Genomic DNA, 21478 nt, shown 5'->3' on the forward strand with positions numbered 1-21478 from the left:
GGACAAGATCGTCGTCAACCGGGCCCGCCGGATCCAGCAGTTCCTCAGCCAGAACACCTACATGGCCGAGAAGTTCACCAACATCGAGGGCTCGACGGTGCCTCTCACCCAGACCATCGAGGCGTTCCAGATGATCTGCCGCGGCGACGTCGACCACATCGCCGAGCAGGCCTTCTTCAACGTGGGCGGCATGGACATGGTCGAAGAGCGCTGGGCCCAGCTGCAGAAGGAGCAGTGACCTGATGGCCGAGCCGATGCAGGTCGAGGTGGTCTCGGCCGACCGCGTGGTGTGGTCGGGGAAGTCCACCAACATCATCGCCAAGACGGTGGACGGCGAGATCGGCATCCTGCCCGGCCACTCGCCGGTGCTCGGGGTGCTCGAGCCCAGCGCGGTCGTGATCTTCTGCGACAGCGGCACCCGTGAGGTCGTGGCCGTGGACGGCGGGTTCATCTCCGTCGCCCAGGGCCGGGTCTCGATCCTCAGCGAGTACGCCCGGCTGGCCAGCGAGGTCACCGTCCGCGACGCCGAGCACCAGCTCTCCGAGGCCCAGGCGAAGCTCGACAGCGGCGACTTCAGCGACGCCGACAAGCAGCAGTTCGACCGTGCCACCGCTCAACTTCGTGCGGCGGAAAAAGCACAGTAGGGTCACTGCTACGCGGCGTGACGCCCGGTCGCCGCGGAACTGGTGAGGTAGTTGGGGACCGATGATGCACGGCGCGGTAGAGGTGGCGGAGCTGATCGGCGCGCTCCTCGTGCTGGCCGGCCTCAGCCTCGTCGTCCTGGCCGGTCGTCGTCGCTGGCTGGCTCGCCAGGGCGGCACCTTCGAGTGCAGCCTGCGGCTCAACAGCGCCACGCCGGGATCCGGCTGGGTGCTCGGGGTCGGGCGCTACCACGACGGCATGCTGCAGTGGTTCCGCTTCTTCTCCTACGCCTGGCGGCCGCGCAAGGAGTTCCTCCGCTCGGCCGTCCGGGTGCTGGAGACGCGTGACCCGACGGTGTCGGAAGCGGTGGCGCTGTACGCCGAGCAGCGGATCGTGAGCTTTGAGGTCGTGGGCGCCGACGAGGCCAACGAGCAGTGGGACCTGGCCATGAGCGCCGGTTCGATGACCGGCCTGCTCAGCTGGCTCGAGGCCGCGCCGCCCGGGCTCAATCGCCTGCACTGAGAGACCGGTCTGCTGAGGCTCAGCCGGTCTTCGGGGCGTCCTGGACCGAGAGCAGCTGGGTGGCGAGGCCGTCCATCAGCTGCTGGTCGGCGGTGTTGTCGTAGGCCCCCGTGCCGGAGTCGTAGCGGTACTGCCAGCTGACGGTGTTGGAGAGCCGGAGCAGGTGCACCACGTACCGGCCCTGGCTGGCCGCGCGCTCCAGGCGGTAGGCGACCTGGTCGTGCGTCCGCTTACCCGTGACCACGGGGACGTCGTGCAGCGTGCCGCCGGACTCCGGAAGTCGCCGGTCCAGGCTCGCGGGGGCGACGAAGGTGATGCTGGAACCCTGGCCCTCGCAGGCCGGCCGGGCGTCGACCACCCGCTGGTACGCCGCGGCAGCCGCGTCGTCGTCGGGGTAGCGGACGGTGAACAGCGAGATGGACGCCGAGCCCTGGTTGAGCCAGTAGGTCGACACCCCGTCGAGGCCGCCCGCCGCCCACTGGTTGGACACGGTGGTGTCGAACAGTGCCGCGCAGGTCGGCGGGGTGAAGCTCAGCGGCGGGTCGGTGAACTTGGACGGGTCGATCGTCGAGACGTCGTTCGTGCCGTCGGAGCGGACCATCCCGGTGTAGGCGCCCTGCAGCTGGACCAGCGTGAAGTCCGGCGGCGGTCGCAGCCGTTGCCAGACGACGATCCCCGCCCCCGCGAGCAGGGCGAGGACCAGCAGCAGGACCAGCGCGAGGAGCAGCCGGCGGTTGACCGGTCTCGGGGCGAAGGCGAGGACGTCCGAGCCGCTCTCGACCTCTGTCGTCGCCATGCAGGCAGACTAGCCGTGCGGGTGAAGGACGGCGGCCGTTCGGGCCCGGGCCCGGGCCGGGAGCGGCTCAGGCCTGCTCGTCCTCGACGGCCTGCGGTCGCCGACGGCGGCGGCGACCGGACTCGAAGTCGGCGCGGCTCACCTGGTTGCGCTGACCTCCGGGGACCCAGAGCACGTCGCCCTCGCGTCCGTTCACCACCCGGATCACGATGAAGAGCAGGTCGGAGAGCCGGTTGAGGTAGGTGACGGCGAGGGCGTTGATGCCGCCGGCGCCCGCCTCCTCCGTCACGGCCTCGACGCCGTACAGCTCGACGGCCGCCCAGGCTGCCCGCTCCGCCCGCCGGGCCACCGTACGCGCCACGTGCAGGTGCGCGGCGGCCAGCGACCCGCCGGGCAGGATGAAGGAGGTCAGGGCCGGCAACGGGTCGGAGTACTCGTCGCACCAGTCCTCGAGCCGGTCGATGTAGTCCTGGGTGATCCGCAGCGGCTCCCAGGTGGGGTCGGGACGCAGCGGGTTGGACAGGTCGGCCCCGAGGTCGAACATCTCGTTCTGCAGGGTCCGCAGCAGGGTCGCCACCCCCTCAGGCAGCTGCTCGGTCGCCAGAGCGACGCCGAGTGCGGAGTTGGCTTCGTCGACGTCCCCGTACGCCTCGAGGCGGGGATCGGTCTTGCGGACGAGGGACATGTCCGACAGGCGGGTCGAGCCGCCGTCGCCGGTCCGGGTGTAGATACGGGTGAGGCGGACCATGGGCCCAGCCTACGCAGTGCTGCGCGGCTCCCGGCCCGCGCGATGAGGCTGTGGCAGGCTGACCGGGTGTTCCGACCCCCCGCTGCCGCGACCCTCGCGCTGTCCGCCGCCTGCCTCCTCGGACTGAGCGGTTGTGGCCAGGCGGCCGTCCCTGCGACGACCCCCGCTCCTGTCGCGGCCAGCGGCACCGTGACCTGTGCCTACGCCGCGGCGGGCCAGGCGGCCAAGGCGGCCAAGGCGCCGCCCACCACCGGTGTCCCCGCGACGGGCACGGTCGCCTACACGCTGGCCCTGACCGGCGGCAAGGTGACGATCACGATGGACCGGGCCAAGGCACCGTGCACGGTGAACTCCTTCGCCTCGCTGGCCGACCAGGGCTACTTCAACGGCACCCGCTGCCACCGGCTGGTCGACTCCGGGATCTTCGTGTTGCAGTGCGGCGACCCCTCAGGCACCGGCTCGGGCGGACCGGGCTACTCCTTCGCCAACGAGACGACGGGCAAGGAGTCCTACACCTCCGGCGTGGTCGCGATGGCCAACGCGGGCCCCGACACGAACGGGTCGCAGTTCTTCCTCGTCTGGTCGGACTCGACGGCTCTGGACGCCACGCCCAGCTACACGATCTTCGGGCACATGGACACCGCGTCCCGCGACGTCGTGGCGCAGCTGGCCGGCGAGGGCGAGGACGGCAGCAACGGGGACGGCGACGGCAAGCCCAACAACCCGAGCGAGATCAGCACGGTCACCAAGGGCTGAGGTCGCTCAGTCGTTCGGGCCCTCGTAGGGCTCGTGGCGCTTCGGCTTCAGGTTGAGCAGGTAGTAGAGCAGCATCAGCAGACCGACGGCGAAGAAGCCGCCGACCAGGTCCGAGGCGATCCCCGAGCTCTGCTGAGGGTACTCCGGCTGCGGCGAGGCGGTCGCGTCCAGCGGCAGCAGCAACGGTGCCCAGCCGACCAGCCAACCCACGGCGTACGGCACCAGGGCCATGGTCGACTCCTCAGATCACTCAGTGGTGCGGGCTCCCGGCGGTGCAGGTGCCCGGCGCGCCGGGCGGTCCTGCCGCGGCCAGGTGGCGACTCTAGTCCGCGACTGTCGGTCCGCGGCGGCGCACCGCACCTCTTCGGCACGGCCCTGGCCGGTGGATGCACGCCGAGCCCGGGCAGCGCGGGGGCCCGGTTCAGGGTGCGAGGAAGCGGCGCAGCACGCCGGTGAAGACCGCGGGCTGGTCGGCGTGCACCCAGTGTCCGGCTCCCTTGACGGTCACCGCCTGCACCCGCGGGAAGAGCGCGCGCATGGCCGGGGCGTACTCGGGCCGGACGTAGTCCGAACGGCCGCCGGCCAGCCAGAGCACCGGACCCGGGTAGGGCGCCGCCTCGAACGGTGAGGCGGCGAGGTCGGGCCAGTCGGCCACGTCCGCCAGCTCGTCACCCAGCAGGCGCAGGTTCATCTGCCAGCGCCACTGGTCGCCGTCGCGGCGCAGGTTCTGCAGCAGGAAGCCACGGATGACGGGGTCCGGCGCGTAGGCCTGCAGGGTCGCGTCGGCGGCGGCCCGGTCGCGCAGGGTGCTCAAGTCGACCGCGCGCATCCCGGCGACGTAGGTGCCGAAGCTGCTCATCCCGGTGGTCGCGACCGGCGAGACGTCGACCACGCCGAGCCGGGCCACCAGGTCGCGGTGCAGCAGGGCCAACGCCATCGCCACCTTACCGCCCATCGAGTGCCCGACCACCGCGTACGGTTCGCCACCACCCTCGGCCCGGAGGTGCCGCGCCACCGTTCCGGCCATCTCGGGGTAGGAGAAGGAGGTCGACCAGGGGGATCGGCCGTGGTCGGGCAGGTCCAGCAGCGTGACCCGCGCACCGAGGGCCAGCTCCCGCGCGACCGTGGTGAAGTTCTTCCCCTGCCCGAACAGGCCGTGCAGCAACACGAGCCGCGGACCGCTCTCGCCGAGACGGGTGGCGAAGAGGCCGGCGGTCACGGCCGTCGCTGCCAGCAGGCGGTGTGCCAGTGCCGACGCTCCGCGAGCCCGGAAGCCGAGCTCCAGGACGGCTCGGCCGGCCAGACCACGACGTGCGGAGTGCCGGCCGGAACCACCTGGTCGCAGCCGGGGCACCGGTAGGACTTCACTGCTGAGGCTCCCGGGACGCTGCGGACGACCCAGCGGCCGTCCCGCTTGGTGGTGGCGGACGCGTGCCCGGAGCCGAGCGGCCGGGCCGGCCGGGAGTGCTTGCTCGGCCGACGGCCGGGGGGGCGGGGCATCAGCGTCCGGCCGTCAGAGATGAGCCGCGCGCAGGGCGTGCAGCGCCAGGTCGGGGTCGGCGGCGGCCGCGAGCTGCTCGAGCAGCCGGGCCGGTCGGTAGCCCGGCTCGGCCGTCTCCGCGAAGACCTGCTGCTGCACGGCGAGCGCCCGGACCGGTCCGAGCGCCGCCAGCTGGTCGAACGGCCGCGGCATCCGGCAGCCCAGCGACATCCCCGTGTCAACCGTCGCCGGGCTGGCGTAACGAACCCCGACCATGGTCAGAGCGTCGTTCAGGTAGGGCACCAGCAGGGCCTCCGGCAGCTCGGCGGCCCGCGACGCGGCGGGCGGCGGGACCACCCCGGGCGCGTCCGTCGTGGTCGACCCGTCGTAGGTGTAGAAGCCGCGGCCGGTCTTGCGGCCGAGCAGCCCGGCCTCGACCAGCGAGCTGAGCAGCGGGGCGGGCAGGAAGCGCCGCTCGCCGAACTGCCCGTACATCCGCTGCAGCACGTTGACGGTCACGTCCAGCCCGACCAGGTCGAGCAGGGCCAGCGGGCCCATCGGCATCCCCGCACCGACCAGGGCGGCATCGATCTCCGCCCGGGTGCCGTAGCCGCGCTCGTACCAGGTGGCGGCCGCGTTCAGGTAGCCGATCAGCAGCCCGTTGACCACGAAGCCGGCCCGGTCGGCGCAGGCGATGGTCGTCTTGCCCAGCCCGGCCAGGATCTCCCGGACCCGCTCGAGGGTGCCGGTCGAGGTGAGCACGGTGGAGATGACCTCCACCAGCGGCTGGACCGGTGCGGGGTTGAAGAAGTGCACGCCGACGACGCGGCTCGGATCCGAGGTCGAGGCCGCCAGCGCCGTCACGGACAGCGACGAGGTGTTGGTCGCCAGCACCGCGTCCGGGCCGAGCACGGCGTCCAGCCGGGCGAAGACGCTGCGCTTCAGCTCGGGCAGCTCAGGGACCGCCTCGACGACCAGCTCGCAGCCGGCCAGGGCGTCGATGCCGGTCCGGTAGGAGATCCGCTGCCGGACCACGGCACCCTCGCCCTCGGCCAGCTTGCCCCGCGACTCCGCGTAGGCGGTGGAGGTCTGGATCCGCCCCTCGGCCCGGGCGAGGGCCTCCGGCTGCTCCTCGACCCCGGTGACCGACCAGCCGCCGCGGGCCAGCACCTCGGCGATCCCGGCCCCCATCGTGCCGAGCCCGACCACTCCGGCCCGGCCTGCTCCCTCGGTGCTGTCGGCCACAGCGGAAGTCTGCCATGCGGCACTGACGCGTCCGGGTGCCGCGGCCGGTAGGTTGACCGGGTGCGTCTGGTGGTGGCTCGTTGTCAGGTCGACTACGCCGGAAAGCTGACGGCCCACCTGCCGATGGCGCTGCGGCTGATCCTGGTCAAGGCGGACGGGTCGGTCTCGGTGCACGCCGACGACCGGGCGTACAAGCCCCTGAACTGGATGAGCCCGCCCTGCACGCTGGTCGAGGTGGTCACGCCGGCCGCCGGGGATGCGGCCGTCGGCCTCGAGCCGCTGGCCGCGCGCTGGGAGGTCCGCGGACGCGACGGCGACACTCTGCAGATCTCGATCGCCGAGGTGCTGCACGACTCCTCCCACGAGCTCGGGGTCGACCCGGGGCTGCAGAAGGACGGCGTCGAGGCGCACCTGCAGGCCCTGCTGGCCGCGCACCCGGAGACGTTCGGCGCCGGCTGGTCGCTGGTCCGACGCGAGCACATGACGCCGATCGGACCCGTCGACCTGCTCTGCCGGGACGGGTCCGGAGCCTACGTGGCCGTCGAGATCAAGCGCCGGGGCGAGATCGACGGGGTCGAACAGCTCACCCGCTACCTCGAGCTGATGCGGCGCGACCCGCTGCTCGGGGGCGTCCACGGCGTGTTCGCCGCCCAGCAGATCAAGCCGCAGGCCCGCGTGCTGGCGCTGGACCGGGGGATCACCTGCGTCACCGTCGACTACGACCTGCTGCGCGGGATGGACGACCCGACGACGCGCCTCTTCTGACCCCTCGCTGGTTTTCCGGGCCGCTGCTCAGGACGCCCGGGCCGTCGCCGCCTCGGCTTCTTCGGTGCTCTCGGAGGTCGTCGAGGTGTCGTCGACGTCCGGGACGGTGGCCACGGGCTGGTTGCCCTCGTCCAGGTCGAGCTCGGGGACCTCGGGCATGCTCTCGGCGGTCTCGACCGCCAGCGCGCTCAGCGAGGCGAGCTGGCTGAGCATCGCCTGCTTGCGCCGGGTCAGCAGCTCCTGCTCCTGGCGCAGCTGACGGCGACGCCAGGCGAACTCCTGCCGGGAGCGCTCCTCCAGGGTGGCCGCCTGCTGGCGCGCCCGGGCCACCAGCTGCGCGGCCTCGACTCCGGCCTCGCTGCGCAGCCGCTCCGCCTCGTCCAGCGACGCCGCCCGCAGCCGTCCGGCCTCCTCGGACTGGGCGCTCAGGTGCGCGGCGGACTCGGCGTGCATCCGGCTCGAGTCCGCCAGGGTCTGCTCGATCCGGCCACGGAGCTCCGCCGCCTCGGTGGCGAGACCGGCCAGCAGCTGCTCGCGTTCGGCCGCCGTCTGCTGACGGAGGTTCAGGGCCGCGTGCTCGGCCTCGGCGAGCACCGTGCTGGCCTGCAGTCCGGCGGACTCCACAGCCGTGTGGGCGTTGTTCTCCGCCTCGGCCCGGATCGCCGCAGCCTGGAGGCGGGCCGCGGCCCGGAGCTGCTCGGCCTCGGTCCGGGCACCGCCCAGCAGGGCGTCGGTCTCGCGCGCCGTGTGGTCCTTCAACGCCGCCAGCCGGGCCAGCTCGGCCGATCGCAGCTCGTCCAGCTCGGTCGCCACGGAGTCACGTCGGCGCTGCACCTGCTGCTCGGTCTGCTCGGCCAGCCGATCGACGTCGGCGGTGGCCCGCGACGTGAGGTCGCGCGCCTGCTCCTCGGCGATCCGAAGGATCTCCTGCGCCCGGCCACCCAGCCCGGAGTAGTCGGCGGTGGGCGGCTCGGCCGGACCGGAAGCGGCGGCCGGGGAGCCCTGCTGGAGCTGGGCGTAGTGGGTCGCCAGCGTCTCGTAGGAGTGCCGCAGCTCGGTGATCTCGCGGTGGGCGCTGCGGGCGAACTCGTCGACGGCCGCGCGGTCGTAGCCGCGTCGGACGACGGGAAAGCCGTAGTCGGCCGCGCCGCCGGCGTTCTCGGGCGCGCCGGAGGCAGGGGTGCTCACGATTTCTTGCTCCTGGGGGTCAGCGCTTGTGGTCGGCGGCGGGCCGCGAGAGGTGTTCGGTACCTGCCGGGGGCAGGTCAGCCGTGGAGACCAGGATGGTGGCGTCGCCGTCGACCGCCGGCTCGTCGACCTCGTCCTCAGGCTCGTCGACCGTCGGCTCGTTGACCACAGGCTTGTTGACCACCGTCGCGTCGGGATCGGTTGCCTCGACCTCCGGCTGGTCCAGCGGTGCCGGGGGGAGGTCGGCGGCCGCGACCATGATCGTGGCCTCGCCGTCCAGCTCCGGCTCGGCCATGCTGTCGGTCCCGGTCTCGGTCTCGGTCTCGGGCCCGGCCTGGTCCGACGTCTCCTCCGTACGGTCCCCGGCACCACGGTCCCCGGCGCCAGTGTCGTCGCTGTCGCCCTCGTCGTAGTCCTCGAGCTCGGGGAACGAGGAAGCCGTCTGCTCGGCCAGGGCGGACAGGCTGGCCAGCTGGCTGAGGACGGCCTGCTTGCGCTGGCCGAGCAGCTCGGTCTCGCGGCGCAGCTGCTGCTTGCGCCAGGAGAACTCCTTCTGGGTGCGCTGGCGGAGGTCGAGGGCGTCCTGCTCCGCGGCACGGACCCGCGTCTGGGCGTCCTGGGCGGCCTGGGCGCGGGTCGCCTCCGCCTCGGCCAGTGCCTCGGCCCGGATCCGCGCGGCCTCGGCCAGGTCGGCCTCCAGCCGGGCGGCGGCTTCGGCGTGGTGCTCGGTCGCCTCGTGCAGCACGGCGGCGGTCTGGCCGACCGCCTCCTCGTGGACCTGCCGCAGCTCCACGAGGGCCTGCTCACGGTCTCCGGCGATCTGCTCGCGGGTCTGGGCCACCTCGTGCTCGACGGTGCGGCGCAGGCTCTCGGTGTCCAGGTAGGCGGTCTGACGGACGGCCTGGGCCTCGTGCTCGCTCTCGCGGCGCAGCGCGTCGGCCTGCCGGTGGGCCGCGTCGACCAGGGCGGCGGCCTCGGCCTTGGCCTGCTCGGACTGGGCCTGCAACTGGTCCTGCAGCCGCGCCCGCAGCTGGTCGACCTCCGCGACCCCAGAGGCCTTCAGACCGTCACCGTCGCGGGCGGCGCGGCCGCGGATGCCGTCGGCCTCGCGGCGGGCCAGCTCCTTGACCCGCTCGGCGTCGGCGTTGGCCCGCTCCGTCAGGTCGCGGGCCTGCTCCTGAGCCAGCCGCAGGATCTCGCTCGCGCGGCCACCCAGGTTGGCGTAGTCGATGTCCGCCGGGTCGACCTTGCCGGCCCGCTCGAGCTGCTCGCCGAGGGACCCGACGCGTTGGTGCAGCTCGGCGGCCTGTCGACGGGTGGCCACCAGGGCGCCCTCGATCGTGCGCACGTACTCATCCACCGCGGACCGCTCGTAGCCTCGCAGCGCGGTCGGAAAGCTGCCGGCCGCGCTGGCGGTGTCGTCGAACAGACCCAGGCCGTTGTCCTCAGCTGAGCTCACGAGATTCCTCTCCTTGGCGATGAGGTCCGGGAGCGGGTTCCACCAGCTCGACCAGCACCCCGCCGGCGTCGTGCGGGTGGACGAAGTTCACCAGGGACTGTCGGGTCCCCGGCCTCGGGACATCATAGAGCAGTCGCAAGCCCCGTTCCCGCAGCCGAGCGCTCGCCAGCACGACGTCGGAGACCTCGTACGCGAGCTGCTGCAGACCCGGACCGGAGCGCGCCAGAAAGCGCGCGATGGGGGACTCCGGGGTGAGCGCCGCCAGCAGCTGGACCTGCGTGCCGCCCTCGGCCCCTGGTACGGCGAGCATGGCCTCGGCCACGTCGGCGTCCAGGTTCTCCTCGCGGTGGACGAGCACCAGCCCGAGCACCTCGGTGTGGAAGGCGATCGCCGCGTCGAGGTCGGCCACCGCCACCCCGACGTGGTCGATGGCCCGGAGCAGACCGTCCTCGGAGAGCCCTGCAGCCACGGCATCCATGGCCCCAGGGTGCCAGACTGGGCCGCCTGGCGAAGGCGGCGGAAGGAACATCGATGGCCGGAAGTGGAAGGGCACCCCGCTGAACGACGCGCTGACGGCCCTGCTCGCCGGGGTGCGGCAGGGTCGGCCCCGCTCCGTCGGCCGACTGGTGACCCTGATCGAGAACGCCTCGCCGGCGCTGCCGGAGATCACGGCCGCCCTGTCCCGGCTGCCGGGCGAGGCCTACGTGGTCGGGTTGACCGGCCCGCCCGGAGTGGGCAAGTCGACGACCGCGGCCGCCCTGGTCGCGGTGCTCCGGGCTCAGGGCCAGCGCGTCGGCGTGCTGGCCGTCGACCCGACCTCGCCGTTCAGCGGGGGCGCCGTGCTGGGTGACCGCGTCCGGATGCAGCAGCACGCGCTCGACCCCGAGGTGCACATCCGTTCCATGGCCACCCGCGGTCACCTGGGCGGGCTCGCGGTGGCGGCCGCCCAGGCCCTGCGGGTGCTGGCCGCCGCCGGCTGCACCACCGTCGTCGTCGAGACGGTCGGGGTGGGCCAGTCCGAGGTCGACGTGGCCGCCCTGGCCGACGTGACGGTGGTGCTGCTGGCGCCCGGGATGGGCGACGGCGTGCAGGCGGCGAAGGCCGGCATCCTCGAGGTGGCGGACGTGCTGGTGGTCAACAAGGCCGACCGCGACGGCACCCGGGCCGTGGTCCGCGAGCTGCGGAACGCCCTGGCCCTGACCCCCCGTCCCGAGGGGGTCTGGCATCCGCCGGTGCTGACCACCGTGGCGAGTGAGGGGACCGGAGTGGCCGAGCTGGTCGCGGCCCTCGACCGCTTCCGGGCCGGAGCCGTGGCGAGCGGGGAGGCGGGGCGCCGACGCGGGGAGCGGGCCCGACGTGAGGTCGAGGGTCTGGCGCTCGCCCTGCTGCAGGACCGGCTGCAGACGACGGCCGGTCACTCTCTGGACCAGCTCGCCGAGGCCGTCCGTGACGGCCGGACCGACCCGTACGCCGCGGCCGCGGCCCTGGTCGCGGAGCTGCTGGCCTGACCCGGGTGCGGTCGCTGCGGCGTGGCAGGTGGCCGACGGGCGCGCGCTGGGGTAGACAGAGCACGGTCGGTGAGCCAGGTCCCACCGATTGAGTGTGCCGACTGATGAGTGTGCCGACCGACCGTGCCACCCGGACCGAGAGCCGACGCGAACACCAGCCTGACGACCGTGCAGCCCGACAACCATGCAGCCCGACAACAACGCAGAGGGGGGACGTCCGACGTGAAGTGGACCAAGAAGGTCATCTTCATCCTGGTCGTGGGCTTCTGCCTGTTCTACCTGATCCAGCAGCCCGAGGGGGCAGCTCAGGCCGTACGGACGGTCGCCGGAGCGCTCGAGCGCGTGTTCCAGGCCGTCGTCACCTTCTTCACCTCGCTAGCCGCCTGAGCGTGCCCGGGCTGGTCGACTGGCTCGACCCGCACGTCGAGCGGTACCTGCTGTTGAGCGAGGACGAGTACATCGTCCAGGAGGTCTACAAGCACTGGATGGCGAGCATCGCCGCCTGGCTGCGGCTGGCGGTGGCCGTGCCGGTGCTGGTGAGCTCGTGGGCGTCGGAGCCGCCGCTGTTCTGGGTCCTGCTGCTGGTGTCCTCGGCCGTCGCGCTGCAGGCCCTCTACTCGATCGCCGACGAGTACCGCGACCGTTTCGTCATCACCAACCAGCGCGTCTTCCGGGTGCACGGCACCCTGTCGGTGCAGCGGGCCAGCGTGCCCCTCGGACGGCTGCTCGACATCACGGTCAAGAAGCCGTTCGTCGGCCGGATCTTCAACTACGGTCACTTCGTGTTCGAGTCCGCCGCCCAGGTCCAGGGTCTGAGCGAGGTCCGGTTCGTACGGGACATCGACGCCCGGGACCGCACGCTGCAGGAGACGATGCAGCGCGCCGGGCTGCGGGCGACCGCGCCCCAGCTCGCGGACGACGGCACGTGAGCGCGCCCCGGCGCCCGCTCGCCTTCGACCCGGTGGCCGAGGCGTCCCGGCTGTGGGCCGAGCGGTGGGGCGAGACGCCCCGGATGCGCGCCGTCACCTCGCTGATGCGGGTGCACCAGCTGGTGCTGACCGAGTTGGACGAGCTGCTGCGGCCGCTCGGGCTGACCTTCGCCCGCTACGAGGTCCTGGTGCTGCTCTCGTTCTCGCGCCGGGGGTCCTTGCCGCTGGGCCGGATCGGCGAGCGGCTGCAGGTGCACGCCACCTCGGTCACGCCCCTGGTCAAGCGGCTGGAGGCGGCGGAGCTGCTGCGGCGGACGCCGCACCCCGAAGACGGGCGGGCCGTGCTGGCCTCGATCACCCCGCAGGGACGGGCGGTGATGGAGCAGGCCACCGAGCTGATCGTCGGTGCGCGCTTCGCGCTGGGGGCGCTGAGCGAGGAGCAGTGCGACGAGCTGACGGACCTGCTCACCACCCCCCGCACCGCCGCCGGCGACTTCTAGGGCGTGGCCAGACCGCAGGTCCGGGTGCTCGCGGTGGCCGACACGGACTCCTACCTCAAGTGGAGCGTGGCCACCCTGGCCGGGCTGCCCGCCGGCTGGACCCGGCGGCAGATCGTCCTCCGTAACGCCGTGATGCCCTCCCGGGGCCAGGTCGTGGCCGCCGGCGCCGGCGAGGCTGCCGTGCTCGGCGTCGCCGGGCTGGCGCGGCTGGTGGCCCGCGAACGTCCCGACGTCCTGCTGCTGGCCTGTACCGGACCCGTGCTGGCGACCCTCACCGCGCTGCCGCCGCTGCGGGGGCCCGACCGGCCCGTGCTGCTGACCGGGCTGCCGGGGATCAGCTACCCGGCCTCAGCGCGCGCCCTGGAGCTGCGGCGGGCCTGCGACCTGCTCGTGGTGCACAGCCGACGGGAGCGCGCGGCGTTCGCGGGCCTGGTGGCCGCGAGTCCCGGACCGGCGATCGGGCTGGCGCGGCTGCCCTTTCTGCCGGATCCGCCCGCCCTGGCCCTCGCACCCGATCCCGCAGCGGTGGGGACGGGCACGATGGCGCCGCTGGTCTTCGCCGCCCAGGCCCAGGTGCCGCTCGAGCGGGCCGACCGGGAGGCGGTCCTGCGCGCGCTGGCCGCGGCATCGCCCGCACTGGTCAAGCTGCGAGCCGGCGCGGGTGAGCAGCAGACCCACCACGAGACCCACCCCTACGACGTGCTCTGGGCCGGTCTGGTGGCGCGCGGGGAGGTGGCGCCGGAGTCGGTGACCTTCTCCACCGGGGCGATGCGCGACGCGCTGGCCCACGGGCGTGGGCTCGTCACCGTCTCGTCGACGGCCGCCCTGGAGGCGATCGCCCTGGGGCTGCCCCTGCTGGTCCTCGACGACTTCGGCGTCTCCGCCGAGCTCGTCAACCTGGTCTTCGCCGGCTCGGGTTGCACCGGCAGCATGGCGAGCCTGGCCCGCGAGGGACTGCGTCGGCCGGACCCGGGCTGGCTCGGCGACAACTACTTCCACCCCGAGGAGGAGTCCGACTGGCTGGTCCGGCTGAACGGGCTGGTCGAGCTGCGGACCGCCGGTCGGCTACCTCGGCCGCCGGCGTCGCCCCGGGCCGGTCCCGCGGCCGTGGTCAGGCAGTACCTGCGGCTGTCGGTGTCCGTTGGTCAGCGGCGCGTCCTGGCTCGCGCGTCCGCCCCGCTCCGAGCACTCGGTCACAGAGCTCGCGGACGGCTCCCTGGCCGCCGCGCTCGCGCAGCACCAGCCGTGCCGCCGCCCGCACCTCCGGCCGGGCGTCCGACACCGCCGCCGGCCAGCCGACCACCGCCATCGGGGCGAGGTCGTTGACGTCGTTGCCGAGGTAGACCACGCGGGCCGGGTCCAGCTCGTGCTCGGCCAGCCAGCGGGTCAGCGCCGTGGCCTTGTCGTCGACGCCCTGGCGCACCTCGACGCCCAGCTTGGCCGCACGGGCGCCCACCACCGGGTGCCGCTCCTTGGACAGGATGAGCAGCCGGTAGCCCGCCTCCCGCAGGCGCGCCAGGCCCAGCCCGTCCGCCCGGCTGACCCGGACCAGCTCGCTGCCGTCGGCCCCCACGTACGCCGCGTCGTCGGTGTGCACACCGTCGAAGTCCGTGACCACAGCGTCGACGTCGAGATCAGCCTCGAGCAGGTCGGGCCCGCCGCCGATCAGCCCGTCGACCAGCGGCGCCAGGGCGTCGGCCATGGCCAGCTCGAGAGCCGTGTCGATCTCCAGCGCGGTGTGCTCGGCCACCTCGACGACCGCCGTCCGGCCGAAGAAGCGCATCCCCGCCCGGCGGAACCCGGCGGTGTCCATCGCGTAGAAGGCACCCGTCTCCCGGTAGTCGGGCTCCCGGTCCTGCCGGCGCGGACGGTAGGCGGCGTCGTGGTTGACCCCGACCGCCTGCTTCGCCATGTCTGAACCCCCGGGCCTTGAACCCCCGGGCCTTGAACCCCCGGGCCCTGAACCCCCGGGCCCTGAACCCCCGGGCCCTGAACCCGCGGGCACGCGCCAGAGGAACTCATAGGTCGGCACGGCCGCAAAGGCCGAGTCGGCGCCGCCGCCGGCGACCAGCTCGACGGCGGCGTCCAGGTCGACGGGGCTCACGAACGGGCTCGTGCACTGGACGAACAGCAGCACCTGCGGGTCGGCGTCCAGGCTGTCGAGGGCGTGCACCAGCGCCGACTCCGAGGTGGCGGTGTCGCCGGCGAGGGCGGCCGGTCGGCGGACCACCCAGGCCCCGGCTCCGGCCGCCGCGGCCGCGATGGCGTCGTCGTCGGTGGAGACGACCACCTCCTCGACCGAGCGTGCGGCCCGGCAGGCCCGGACGGCCCGGACCACCAGGGGCACGCCGCCAACCGTCCGAAGGTTCTTGCCCGGCACTCCCTTGGAGCCTCCGCGGGCGGGGATCACCGCGAGCGCACGGGCCGGGCGGCGGTCTGAGGACGCAGCTGTCACGGCCCCGACGGTAGGCGGGCCGGCTGACACCGTCGTGAACAGCAGGTGTCGGCGCGGGGCGGCGGGGGGATTCGCTGCGGTTTCGGGGCGTTATGAATCCGTTGCGGTCCGACGGGACAAAAACTTGATTCTGGTTCGTTTCCCTGCCTACAGTCGGCCCCAGTACAACGCATTCACAGGGCCCGGGGGGTCCACTTTCCTGCTCCGAAGAATGGGCCAGGGAAATCACCTTCCGAACGACACGCGGCCCTGTCAGCGGGCGTCTCGTGGTGGCCCGCTGGAGAGCGACATGGTGCGCACGACCGTGCGGCGTGGCACGCCGCTCGGCCTGACGGAGCGGATCCGACGACCGACCGCCTCGGTCGTGGTCCTCACTCTGCTGTCGGCCGCGCTGGCCGTCGGGATCCCCGTAGCGGTGCCGACGCCGGCTCTGGCGGCCCAGTCCACCTGCACCCCGGACGCCGGCTTCAACAACTGCGTCACCTTCACCTCCAGCGGCGCCGCCCAGTCCTTCGTCGTCCCGGCCGGCATCACCTCGGTGTCGATCAAGGCCTGGGGCGCGGGCGGCGGCGGGGCCAACACCGCGTACTTCAACGGTGAGTCCGGCGGCGGGGCGGGCGGCTACGCGACCGGCACGCTCGCGGTCACCCCCGGTGCCAGCCTGGGCGTCGTCGTCGGCGGCGGTGGCAAGGTCGGCACGGCCGGCGGGACCGCGGCCTACGGCGGCGGCGGCGCGGGAGGCTCGAGCGCGAACACCAGCCAGTACGGGCGTGGCTCCGGCGGCGGCGGCTACTCGGGTGTCTTCACCTCCACCACCATCAGCCAGGCCAACGCCGCGTTGGTGGCGGGCGGCGGCGGCGGCGCCTCACCCGGTGCCGACTCCCCGGCCGGGGCGCAGCCCTACGCCGGCGGTGGCGGCGGGACGACCGGGGGTCAGGACGCCCAGCCCACCCAGTCCGGCCGCGGCGGCACCGCGACCGCGGGTGGCGCGGCCGCCACGGGAACGAGCGTCTGCACGAGCGGCTCCACGACGGCCGGAGCGGCGCTGGCCGGCGGCAACGGCGGCGACACCCCGGCCGTCGCGGTCAACCCGAGCGAGGGCGGTGGCGCCGGCGGTGGCGGCTACTACGGCGGCGGCGGCGGCAAGTGCCAGAACGGGAACACCGGCGCCGTCATCCAGAACGGCTCCGGTGGCGGCGGCTCCAGCTACGTCGGTGGGGTGAGTGGCGGTGCCACCACGGCCGGCGGCAACGCGGCGTTCGGTACGCCCGGCACCGGGGGCGCCGCTCCTCAGACCGCTCAGGCCCAGTACACCGGGACGGTCGCGGCGGGCGGCGGGGTCACCGCCAGCGACGCCACCGCCAACGGTGGCGACGGTCTGGTCGTGCTGCAGTACAGCGCCCAGCCCCTGTCCTGCGTCAACGGGACCGTCTTCACCCTCGGCGCCACCGGCGAGGTCTTCACGGTCAACACCACGACCGCCGCGCGGGTGCTGGCCGGCACCTTCGCCGCGAGCACCGCCCCGGCCACCGGCTACAACGGCCTGGCGGTCACGAACGACGGCACCGCGGCCTTCACCGTGCAGCAGGGCTTCACCAGCGGGTCACCGATCCTGGTGTACCGGTACAACTTCCTCACCGGCGTCACCACCGCCTACTCCCTCGGCAACTCCACGGTCACCGGAACCGGAGCCGTCGGCGGTGCCCTGAACCCGGCGACGGGCATCTACTACATCTACTACTCGACCGGCTCGGGCGCTTTCGACCTCTACGCGTTCAACACCAACACCAACACCGCCATCGGCCGCGTCGGGAACGTCACCGGCTTCAGCACCACCGGCGGCAACGGCGACATCGCCTTCGACAGCCAGGGCCGGCTCTACGCGCTGGCATCGGGCACCACGACCGGCACGACCCCGCTGGGGCTGCTCAACCAGACGGTGCCGGCCACGGCCGGCTCGGCGGCGCTGACGGTGTCGGTCGTCGCCAACATCGCCACCGGCTCGTCCTTCAACGGCATGACCTTCGACGAGGACGGCTACCTCTACCTGACCACCAACACCACCGCGCCGGGGGTGCTCTACAAGTTCGACCCGAACTCCGGTACCGCGATCGGTAGCGCGGCCACACTCACCGGTGCGGGGACGGCCAACACCGTCGACGCCGCCGACTGCGACTACAACCCGGTGCTCTCGCTGCAGGCCAACGTGACCGGCCGGGTGAACGCGACCGACCAGTTCGCCCTGGCCATCACCGGCAACGGCGTCTCGACCGGCAACTCCGGCACCACCACCGGCACCGACACCGGGGTCCAGAACAGCGCGGCCGAGGTGGCCGGCCCGATCCCGACGGTCAGCGGGCGCACCTACACCGTGACCCAGACCGCCTCCGGCGGCACGAGCCTCAGCCAGTACGCGACGACGCTCTCCTGCGTCGACACCGCCAACAGCAACCAGGTCCTCACCACCACGGCCTCCGGCGGCGGCTACACCGTGACCGTCCCCACCGGGGGCGCGAACCCGCGCAACGTGGTCTGTACCTTCACCGACACCCCGCTGACCTCGACCCTCACCCTGGCCAAGACGGCCAGCCGCGCCTCGGTGACCGCGGCGGGCCAGACGGTGACCTACAGCTACCTGATCACCAACACCGGCACGGCGACCGTGACCGGCGTGGCCGTCACCGAGACCGGGTTCACCGGCACCGGGACCGCCCCCGCGCCGACCTGTCCCGCCGGGGCGGCCTCGCTGGCCCCGGGCGCCTCGGTCACCTGCACCGCGACCTACACCACCACCCAGGCCGACGTGGACGGCACGTCGTTCCGCAACACCGCCCGGGCCACCGGCAGCTCGATCGTCGGGGCCGCGACCTCCAACACCGACGGCGTGACGGTGACGGCGAACCCGTCCTCGTCGCTGTCCCTGACCAAGACCGCGGGTACCCCGACCGACGCCAACACCAACGGTCGGGTCGACGCCGGGGACCGGATCGGCTACTCCTTCGCGGTCACCAACACCGGCACCAGCACGATCAGCACCGTGGCCATCGTCGACGCCAAGGTGGGAGCCACCACCTGCCCGGCCACCACGCTGGCCCCGGGGGCGAGCACCACCTGCACCACCACCACCGCCTACACGATCACCCAGGCTGACGTGAACGCCGGGAACGTCGCCAACAGCGCCACCGCGACCGGCCGTAACGGTGCCGGCACCACGGTGACCTCCAACACCTCGACCACCTCCACCACCACCTCGACGGTGGCCACGCTGACCCTGGCCAAGTCGGCGGGCGCCTCGACCGACGTCAACGGCAACGGCCGGGTGGACGCCGGGGACCGGATCCCCTACAGCTTCCTGGTCACCAACACCGGCGCGGTGACCCTCAGCGGCGTGGCCATCACCGACGCCAAGGTGGGCGCGACGAGCTGCCCGTCGACCACGCTGGCCCCTGGCGCCTCGACCACGTGCACGACGACCGCGGCCTACCCGATCACCCAGGCCGACGTGGACGCCGGTGCGGTCACCAACACCGCGACCGCCACCGGCCAGAACCCCGGCGGCACGACGGTGACGTCGAACGCCTCCTCGACCGCGACCTCCACCAACGCCATCATCACGCTGAGCCTGACCAAGACCGCCGGCACACCGACCGACGTCAACGGCAACAGCCGCGTCGACGTGGGGGACCGGATCGCCTACTCCTTCACGATCACCAACACCGGAGCCGTCACGGTGACCGGTGCCGCCGTCGTCGACGCCAAGGTCGGCGCGGTCACCTGCAACCGGACCACCCTGGCTCCGGGTCAGGCCGCCACCTGTGCCGTGGCCGCCGCCTACACGATCACGCAGGCCGACGTGAACGCCGGAGCGGTGGCCAACACCGCTTCGGCCACGGGAACCGGCCCGGCCAACCAGGCCGCGACCTCCAACGCCGCCTCGACGTCCACGCCCACCACCACGGTGTCGACCCTGCAGCTGAACAAGTCGGCGGGCACGCCGACCGACGTCAACACCAACGGACGGACCGACGCCGGCGACCGGGTGCCGTACACGTTCACGGTCACCAACACCGGCACGGTGACCATCACCGGCCTCGCCGTGGCGGACAGCAAGACCACCGCCACCTGCGCGGCCACCACGCTGGGGCAGGGGGCGAGCACGACCTGCACCGCGACCTACACGATCACCCAGGCCGACGTGGACGCGGGCACCGTCACCAACACAGCAACGGTCACCGGCCGTAACCCGGCGAACACGGTCGTCACCTCCAACTCCGACTCGACCGCCCTGCAGACCAGCAATGTCGCGACGATCACGCTGGCCAAGACCGCGGGCACGCCGACCGACGTGAACGCCAACGGCCGCGTCGACGCCGGCGACCGGATCCCGTACAGCTTCCTGGTCACCAACACCGGCTCGGTGACGCTGCGCTCGGTCGCGGTGACCGACTCGAAGCTGACCGGGGCCATCACGTGCACGGCGACCACTCTCGCCCCGGGTGCCACCACCACCTGCACCCCGGCCGCGCCGTACACGATCACCCAGGCCGACGTCGACGCCGGCAACGTGGTGAACACCGCCACGGTCACCAGCCGGGACCCGAACTCCGTCGCCGTCACCTCGAGCCCCGCCAGCACGACCACGACGACCTCGAGCGCCGCGACCGCGACCCTGGCCAAGTCGGCAGGGACCCCGACCGACGTCAACGCCAACGGCCGGGTCGACGCCGGCGATCGCATCGCCTACTCGTTCCTCGTCACCAACACGGGCGCCCAGACGCTGACCACGCTGGCGATCGTGGACGCCAAGGTCGGCGCCACGACCTGCCCCGCCACGACCCTGGCGCCGGGGGCCAGCACCACGTGCACCACGACGGCGGCCTACACGATCACCCAGGCCGACGTGAACAGCGGCTCCGTCACCAACACCGCGACCGCGACCACCCGCAACCCGGCCGGTACCACCGTCACCACGAACGCATCCTCGACCGCCACGCCGACCTCCACCGTGGCCACGCTCAGCCTGACCAAGAGCGCCGGCACGCCGACCGACGCCAACAGCAACGGCCGGGTGGACGCCGGGGACCGGGTCGCCTACACGTTCGCCGTCACCAACACCGGCGTCGTCACCCTCACCACCGTCGCCGTCGTGGACGCCAAGCTCTCGGGAGGGGGCGTGGCCACGAGCTGCCCGGCCACCACCCTGGCGCCGGGGGCCTCGACCACGTGTTCCACGACCAGCGGCTACGTGATCACCCAGGCCGACGTGGACGCGGGGGCGGTGAGCAACACCGCGACGGCGACCTCGAAGAACCCCGGCGGCACCACCGTCACCTCGAACGCGTCCTCCACCGCGGTCCAGACCTCCTCCGCAGCCACCCTCAGCCTGACCAAGTCGGCCAGCACGCCCACCGACGTCAACGCCGACGGCCGGGTCGACGTCGGGGACCGGATCAGCTACTCGTTCCTCGTCACCAACACCGGGTCGCTGACGGTGTCGACGCTCGCGATCTCGGACGCGAAGGTGGGGGCCACCAGCTGCCCGGCCACCACGCTGGCCCCGGGCGCCTCGACCACCTGCGCCACGACGGCCCCGTACGTGATCACCCAGGCCGACGTGAACGCGGGTACCGTCGCCAACACCGCCACCGCGACCGGCCGCAACCCCTCGAACGGCCTCGTCACCTCGAACGCCGCGAGCACGGCGACGCCGACCTCGACCCTGGCCGCGCTCGCCCTGACCAAGACCGCCGGCACCCCGGTGGACGCCAACAGCAACGGCCGGGTCGACGCCGGGGACAAGATCTCGTACGCGTTCGGGGTGACCAACACCGGCGACCAGACGCTGACCACGGTGGCGATCGTCGACGCGAAGTTGTCAGGAGGGGGGGCCGGCGCGCCCAGCTGTGCCGCGACCACGTTGGCCCCGGGGGCGAGCACCACCTGTACGACCGCGGCGGCCTACACCGTGACCCAGGCCGACGTGGACGCCGGCGCGGTGACCAACACCGCGACCGCGACGTCGAGGAACCCGGCGAACGGGACCGTCACCTCGAACGCGGCCGCGACGTCCACGCCGACCTCGACCACCTCGACGCTGAGCCTGACCAAGACCGCCGGCACCCCCGTCGACAGCAACAGCAACGGCCGCGTCGACACCGGGGACCGGATCGGCTACTCGTTCGCGGTCACCAACACCGGAGCCCAGACGATCACCAACGTGGCGATCGTGGACGCGAAGGTGGGCGCGACCACCTGCTCCGCGACGTCCCTGGCGCCGGGGGCCAGCACCGCCTGCACCACGACCGCGGCCTACACGATCACCCAGGCCGACGTGGACGCCGGCACCGTCGCCAACACCGCGACGGCCACCGGGCGCAACCCGGCCGGCGCCACGATCACCTCCAACGCCTCCTCGACGGCCACCCCGACCACGACCCTGGCCACGCTGAGCCTGACCAAGACCGCGGGGACGCCGACCGACGTCA

The 21478-nt window shown here is 73.1% G+C and carries 19 protein-coding genes and 2 pseudogenes; 11 read left to right on the top strand and 10 right to left on the bottom strand.

The genetic code is table 11. The features are described from left to right. The 3 genes and pseudogenes from ACFE7W_RS20520 to ACFE7W_RS20530 all read left to right on the top strand — a co-directional run. Positions 1 to 238, top strand: a pseudogene (locus tag ACFE7W_RS20520) (F0F1 ATP synthase subunit beta); the annotation flags it as partial. Positions 239 to 242: 4 nt separating this feature from the next. After that, on the top strand, positions 243 to 644 hold the full coding sequence (locus tag ACFE7W_RS20525; protein WP_375426688.1) for a F0F1 ATP synthase subunit epsilon: 402 nt from the start codon (positions 243 to 245) through the stop codon (positions 642 to 644). A 64-nt stretch (positions 645 to 708) separates the two neighbouring features. Next, positions 709 to 1164: a DUF2550 domain-containing protein gene (locus ACFE7W_RS20530; protein ID WP_375426689.1), complete on the top strand. Its 456-nt coding sequence runs from the start codon at positions 709 to 711 to the stop codon at positions 1162 to 1164. Positions 1165 to 1183: 19 nt separating this feature from the next. Here ACFE7W_RS20530 and ACFE7W_RS20535 read toward each other — a convergent pair whose 3' ends face one another. Together ACFE7W_RS20535 and ACFE7W_RS20540 are read right to left on the bottom strand one after the other, a co-directional pair. Beyond that, positions 1184 to 1960 carry a sensor domain-containing protein gene (locus tag ACFE7W_RS20535; protein ID WP_375426690.1) on the bottom strand — a complete coding sequence of 259 codons (777 nt, stop codon included), beginning with the start codon at positions 1958 to 1960 and terminating at the stop codon, positions 1184 to 1186. 67 nt (positions 1961 to 2027) lie between these two features. After that, entirely contained in the window at positions 2028 to 2708 is a 681-nt protein-coding gene (locus tag ACFE7W_RS20540; RefSeq protein WP_375426691.1) for a cob(I)yrinic acid a,c-diamide adenosyltransferase, read from the bottom strand. Positions 2709 to 2774: 66 nt separating this feature from the next. Here ACFE7W_RS20540 and ACFE7W_RS20545 point away from each other — a divergent pair, with 66 nt between their 5' ends. Next, positions 2775 to 3464 (top strand): peptidylprolyl isomerase, encoded by a 690-nt coding sequence (locus tag ACFE7W_RS20545; RefSeq protein WP_375426692.1) that lies wholly within the window; start codon positions 2775 to 2777, stop codon positions 3462 to 3464. A 6-nt stretch (positions 3465 to 3470) separates the two neighbouring features. Here the strand turns inward: ACFE7W_RS20545 and ACFE7W_RS20550 are convergent, their stop codons facing one another. The 4 genes from ACFE7W_RS20550 to ACFE7W_RS20565 all read right to left on the bottom strand — a co-directional run bounded on the left by ACFE7W_RS20550 (position 3471) and on the right by ACFE7W_RS20565 (position 6189). Continuing rightward, entirely contained in the window at positions 3471 to 3695 is a 225-nt protein-coding gene (locus tag ACFE7W_RS20550) for a hypothetical protein (RefSeq protein WP_375426693.1), read from the bottom strand. A gap of 190 nt (positions 3696 to 3885) precedes the next feature. Continuing rightward, the gene (locus tag ACFE7W_RS20555) at positions 3886 to 4683 is read right to left on the bottom strand and encodes an alpha/beta fold hydrolase (protein ID WP_375426694.1); all 798 of its coding nucleotides are present in this window, start codon (positions 4681 to 4683) and stop codon (positions 3886 to 3888) included. Beyond that, a complete protein-coding gene (locus ACFE7W_RS20560) occupies positions 4680 to 4964 on the bottom strand; it encodes a hypothetical protein (RefSeq protein ID WP_375426695.1) in 285 nt (94 codons plus the stop codon). The genes ACFE7W_RS20555 and ACFE7W_RS20560 overlap by 4 nt, the downstream gene beginning before the upstream one ends. Positions 4965 to 4977: 13 nt before the next feature. Further along, on the bottom strand, positions 4978 to 6189 hold the full coding sequence (locus tag ACFE7W_RS20565; RefSeq protein ID WP_375426696.1) for a 3-hydroxyacyl-CoA dehydrogenase NAD-binding domain-containing protein: 1212 nt from the start codon (positions 6187 to 6189) through the stop codon (positions 4978 to 4980). Between the two features lie 60 nt (positions 6190 to 6249). Between ACFE7W_RS20565 and nucS the strand changes: the two genes are divergently transcribed. After that, on the top strand, positions 6250 to 6954 hold the full coding sequence (gene nucS, locus ACFE7W_RS20570) for an endonuclease NucS (RefSeq protein ID WP_375426697.1): 705 nt from the start codon (positions 6250 to 6252) through the stop codon (positions 6952 to 6954). Between the two features lie 27 nt (positions 6955 to 6981). Here the strand turns inward: nucS and ACFE7W_RS20575 are convergent, their stop codons facing one another. Genes ACFE7W_RS20575 through ACFE7W_RS20585 form a run of 3 tightly spaced genes read right to left on the bottom strand, consistent with a single transcriptional unit; the run spans position 6982 to position 10079 of the window. Beyond that, positions 6982 to 8142, bottom strand: a complete 1161-nt coding sequence (locus tag ACFE7W_RS20575; protein WP_375426698.1) for a hypothetical protein — start codon at positions 8140 to 8142, stop codon at positions 6982 to 6984. 19 nt (positions 8143 to 8161) lie between these two features. After that, entirely contained in the window at positions 8162 to 9601 is a 1440-nt protein-coding gene (locus tag ACFE7W_RS20580) for a hypothetical protein (RefSeq protein ID WP_375426699.1), read from the bottom strand. Further along, positions 9588 to 10079, bottom strand: coding sequence for a VOC family protein (locus ACFE7W_RS20585; protein ID WP_375426700.1), 492 nt, complete (start codon positions 10077 to 10079; stop codon positions 9588 to 9590). Before ACFE7W_RS20585 ends, ACFE7W_RS20580 begins: the two co-directional genes overlap by 14 nt. A gap of 112 nt (positions 10080 to 10191) precedes the next feature. Here ACFE7W_RS20585 and meaB point away from each other — a divergent pair, with 112 nt between their 5' ends. The 5 genes and pseudogenes from meaB to ACFE7W_RS20610 all read left to right on the top strand — a co-directional run. After that, on the top strand, positions 10192 to 11109 hold the full coding sequence (meaB, locus tag ACFE7W_RS20590; RefSeq protein ID WP_375426706.1) for a methylmalonyl Co-A mutase-associated GTPase MeaB: 918 nt from the start codon (positions 10192 to 10194) through the stop codon (positions 11107 to 11109). Between the two features lie 222 nt (positions 11110 to 11331). Then, entirely contained in the window at positions 11332 to 11496 is a 165-nt protein-coding gene (locus ACFE7W_RS20595) for a hypothetical protein (RefSeq protein ID WP_375426701.1), read from the top strand. A gap of 2 nt (positions 11497 to 11498) precedes the next feature. Further along, entirely contained in the window at positions 11499 to 12038 is a 540-nt protein-coding gene (locus ACFE7W_RS20600; RefSeq protein WP_375426702.1) for a PH domain-containing protein, read from the top strand. Further along, positions 12035 to 12538, top strand: coding sequence for a MarR family winged helix-turn-helix transcriptional regulator (locus ACFE7W_RS20605; RefSeq protein WP_375426703.1), 504 nt, complete (start codon positions 12035 to 12037; stop codon positions 12536 to 12538). Before ACFE7W_RS20600 ends, ACFE7W_RS20605 begins: the two co-directional genes overlap by 4 nt. A gap of 33 nt (positions 12539 to 12571) precedes the next feature. After that, positions 12572 to 13564 (top strand): annotated as a pseudogene (locus tag ACFE7W_RS20610) (DUF6716 putative glycosyltransferase); the annotation flags it as partial. Between the two features lie 85 nt (positions 13565 to 13649). Here the strand turns inward: ACFE7W_RS20610 and ACFE7W_RS20615 are convergent. Beyond that, complete coding sequence (locus ACFE7W_RS20615; protein WP_375426704.1) at positions 13650 to 14993, bottom strand: cytidylyltransferase domain-containing protein; 1344 nt, start codon at positions 14991 to 14993, stop codon at positions 13650 to 13652. A gap of 289 nt (positions 14994 to 15282) precedes the next feature. Between ACFE7W_RS20615 and ACFE7W_RS20620 the strand changes: the two genes are divergently transcribed. Beyond that, positions 15283 to 21478, top strand: a 6196-nt coding sequence (locus ACFE7W_RS20620) for a beta strand repeat-containing protein (protein ID WP_375426705.1), incomplete at its 3' end; no start/stop codon positions are given.

The organism is uncultured Friedmanniella sp. (assembly GCF_964244285.1).
Classification (GTDB): domain Bacteria; phylum Actinomycetota; class Actinomycetes; order Propionibacteriales; family Propionibacteriaceae; genus Microlunatus.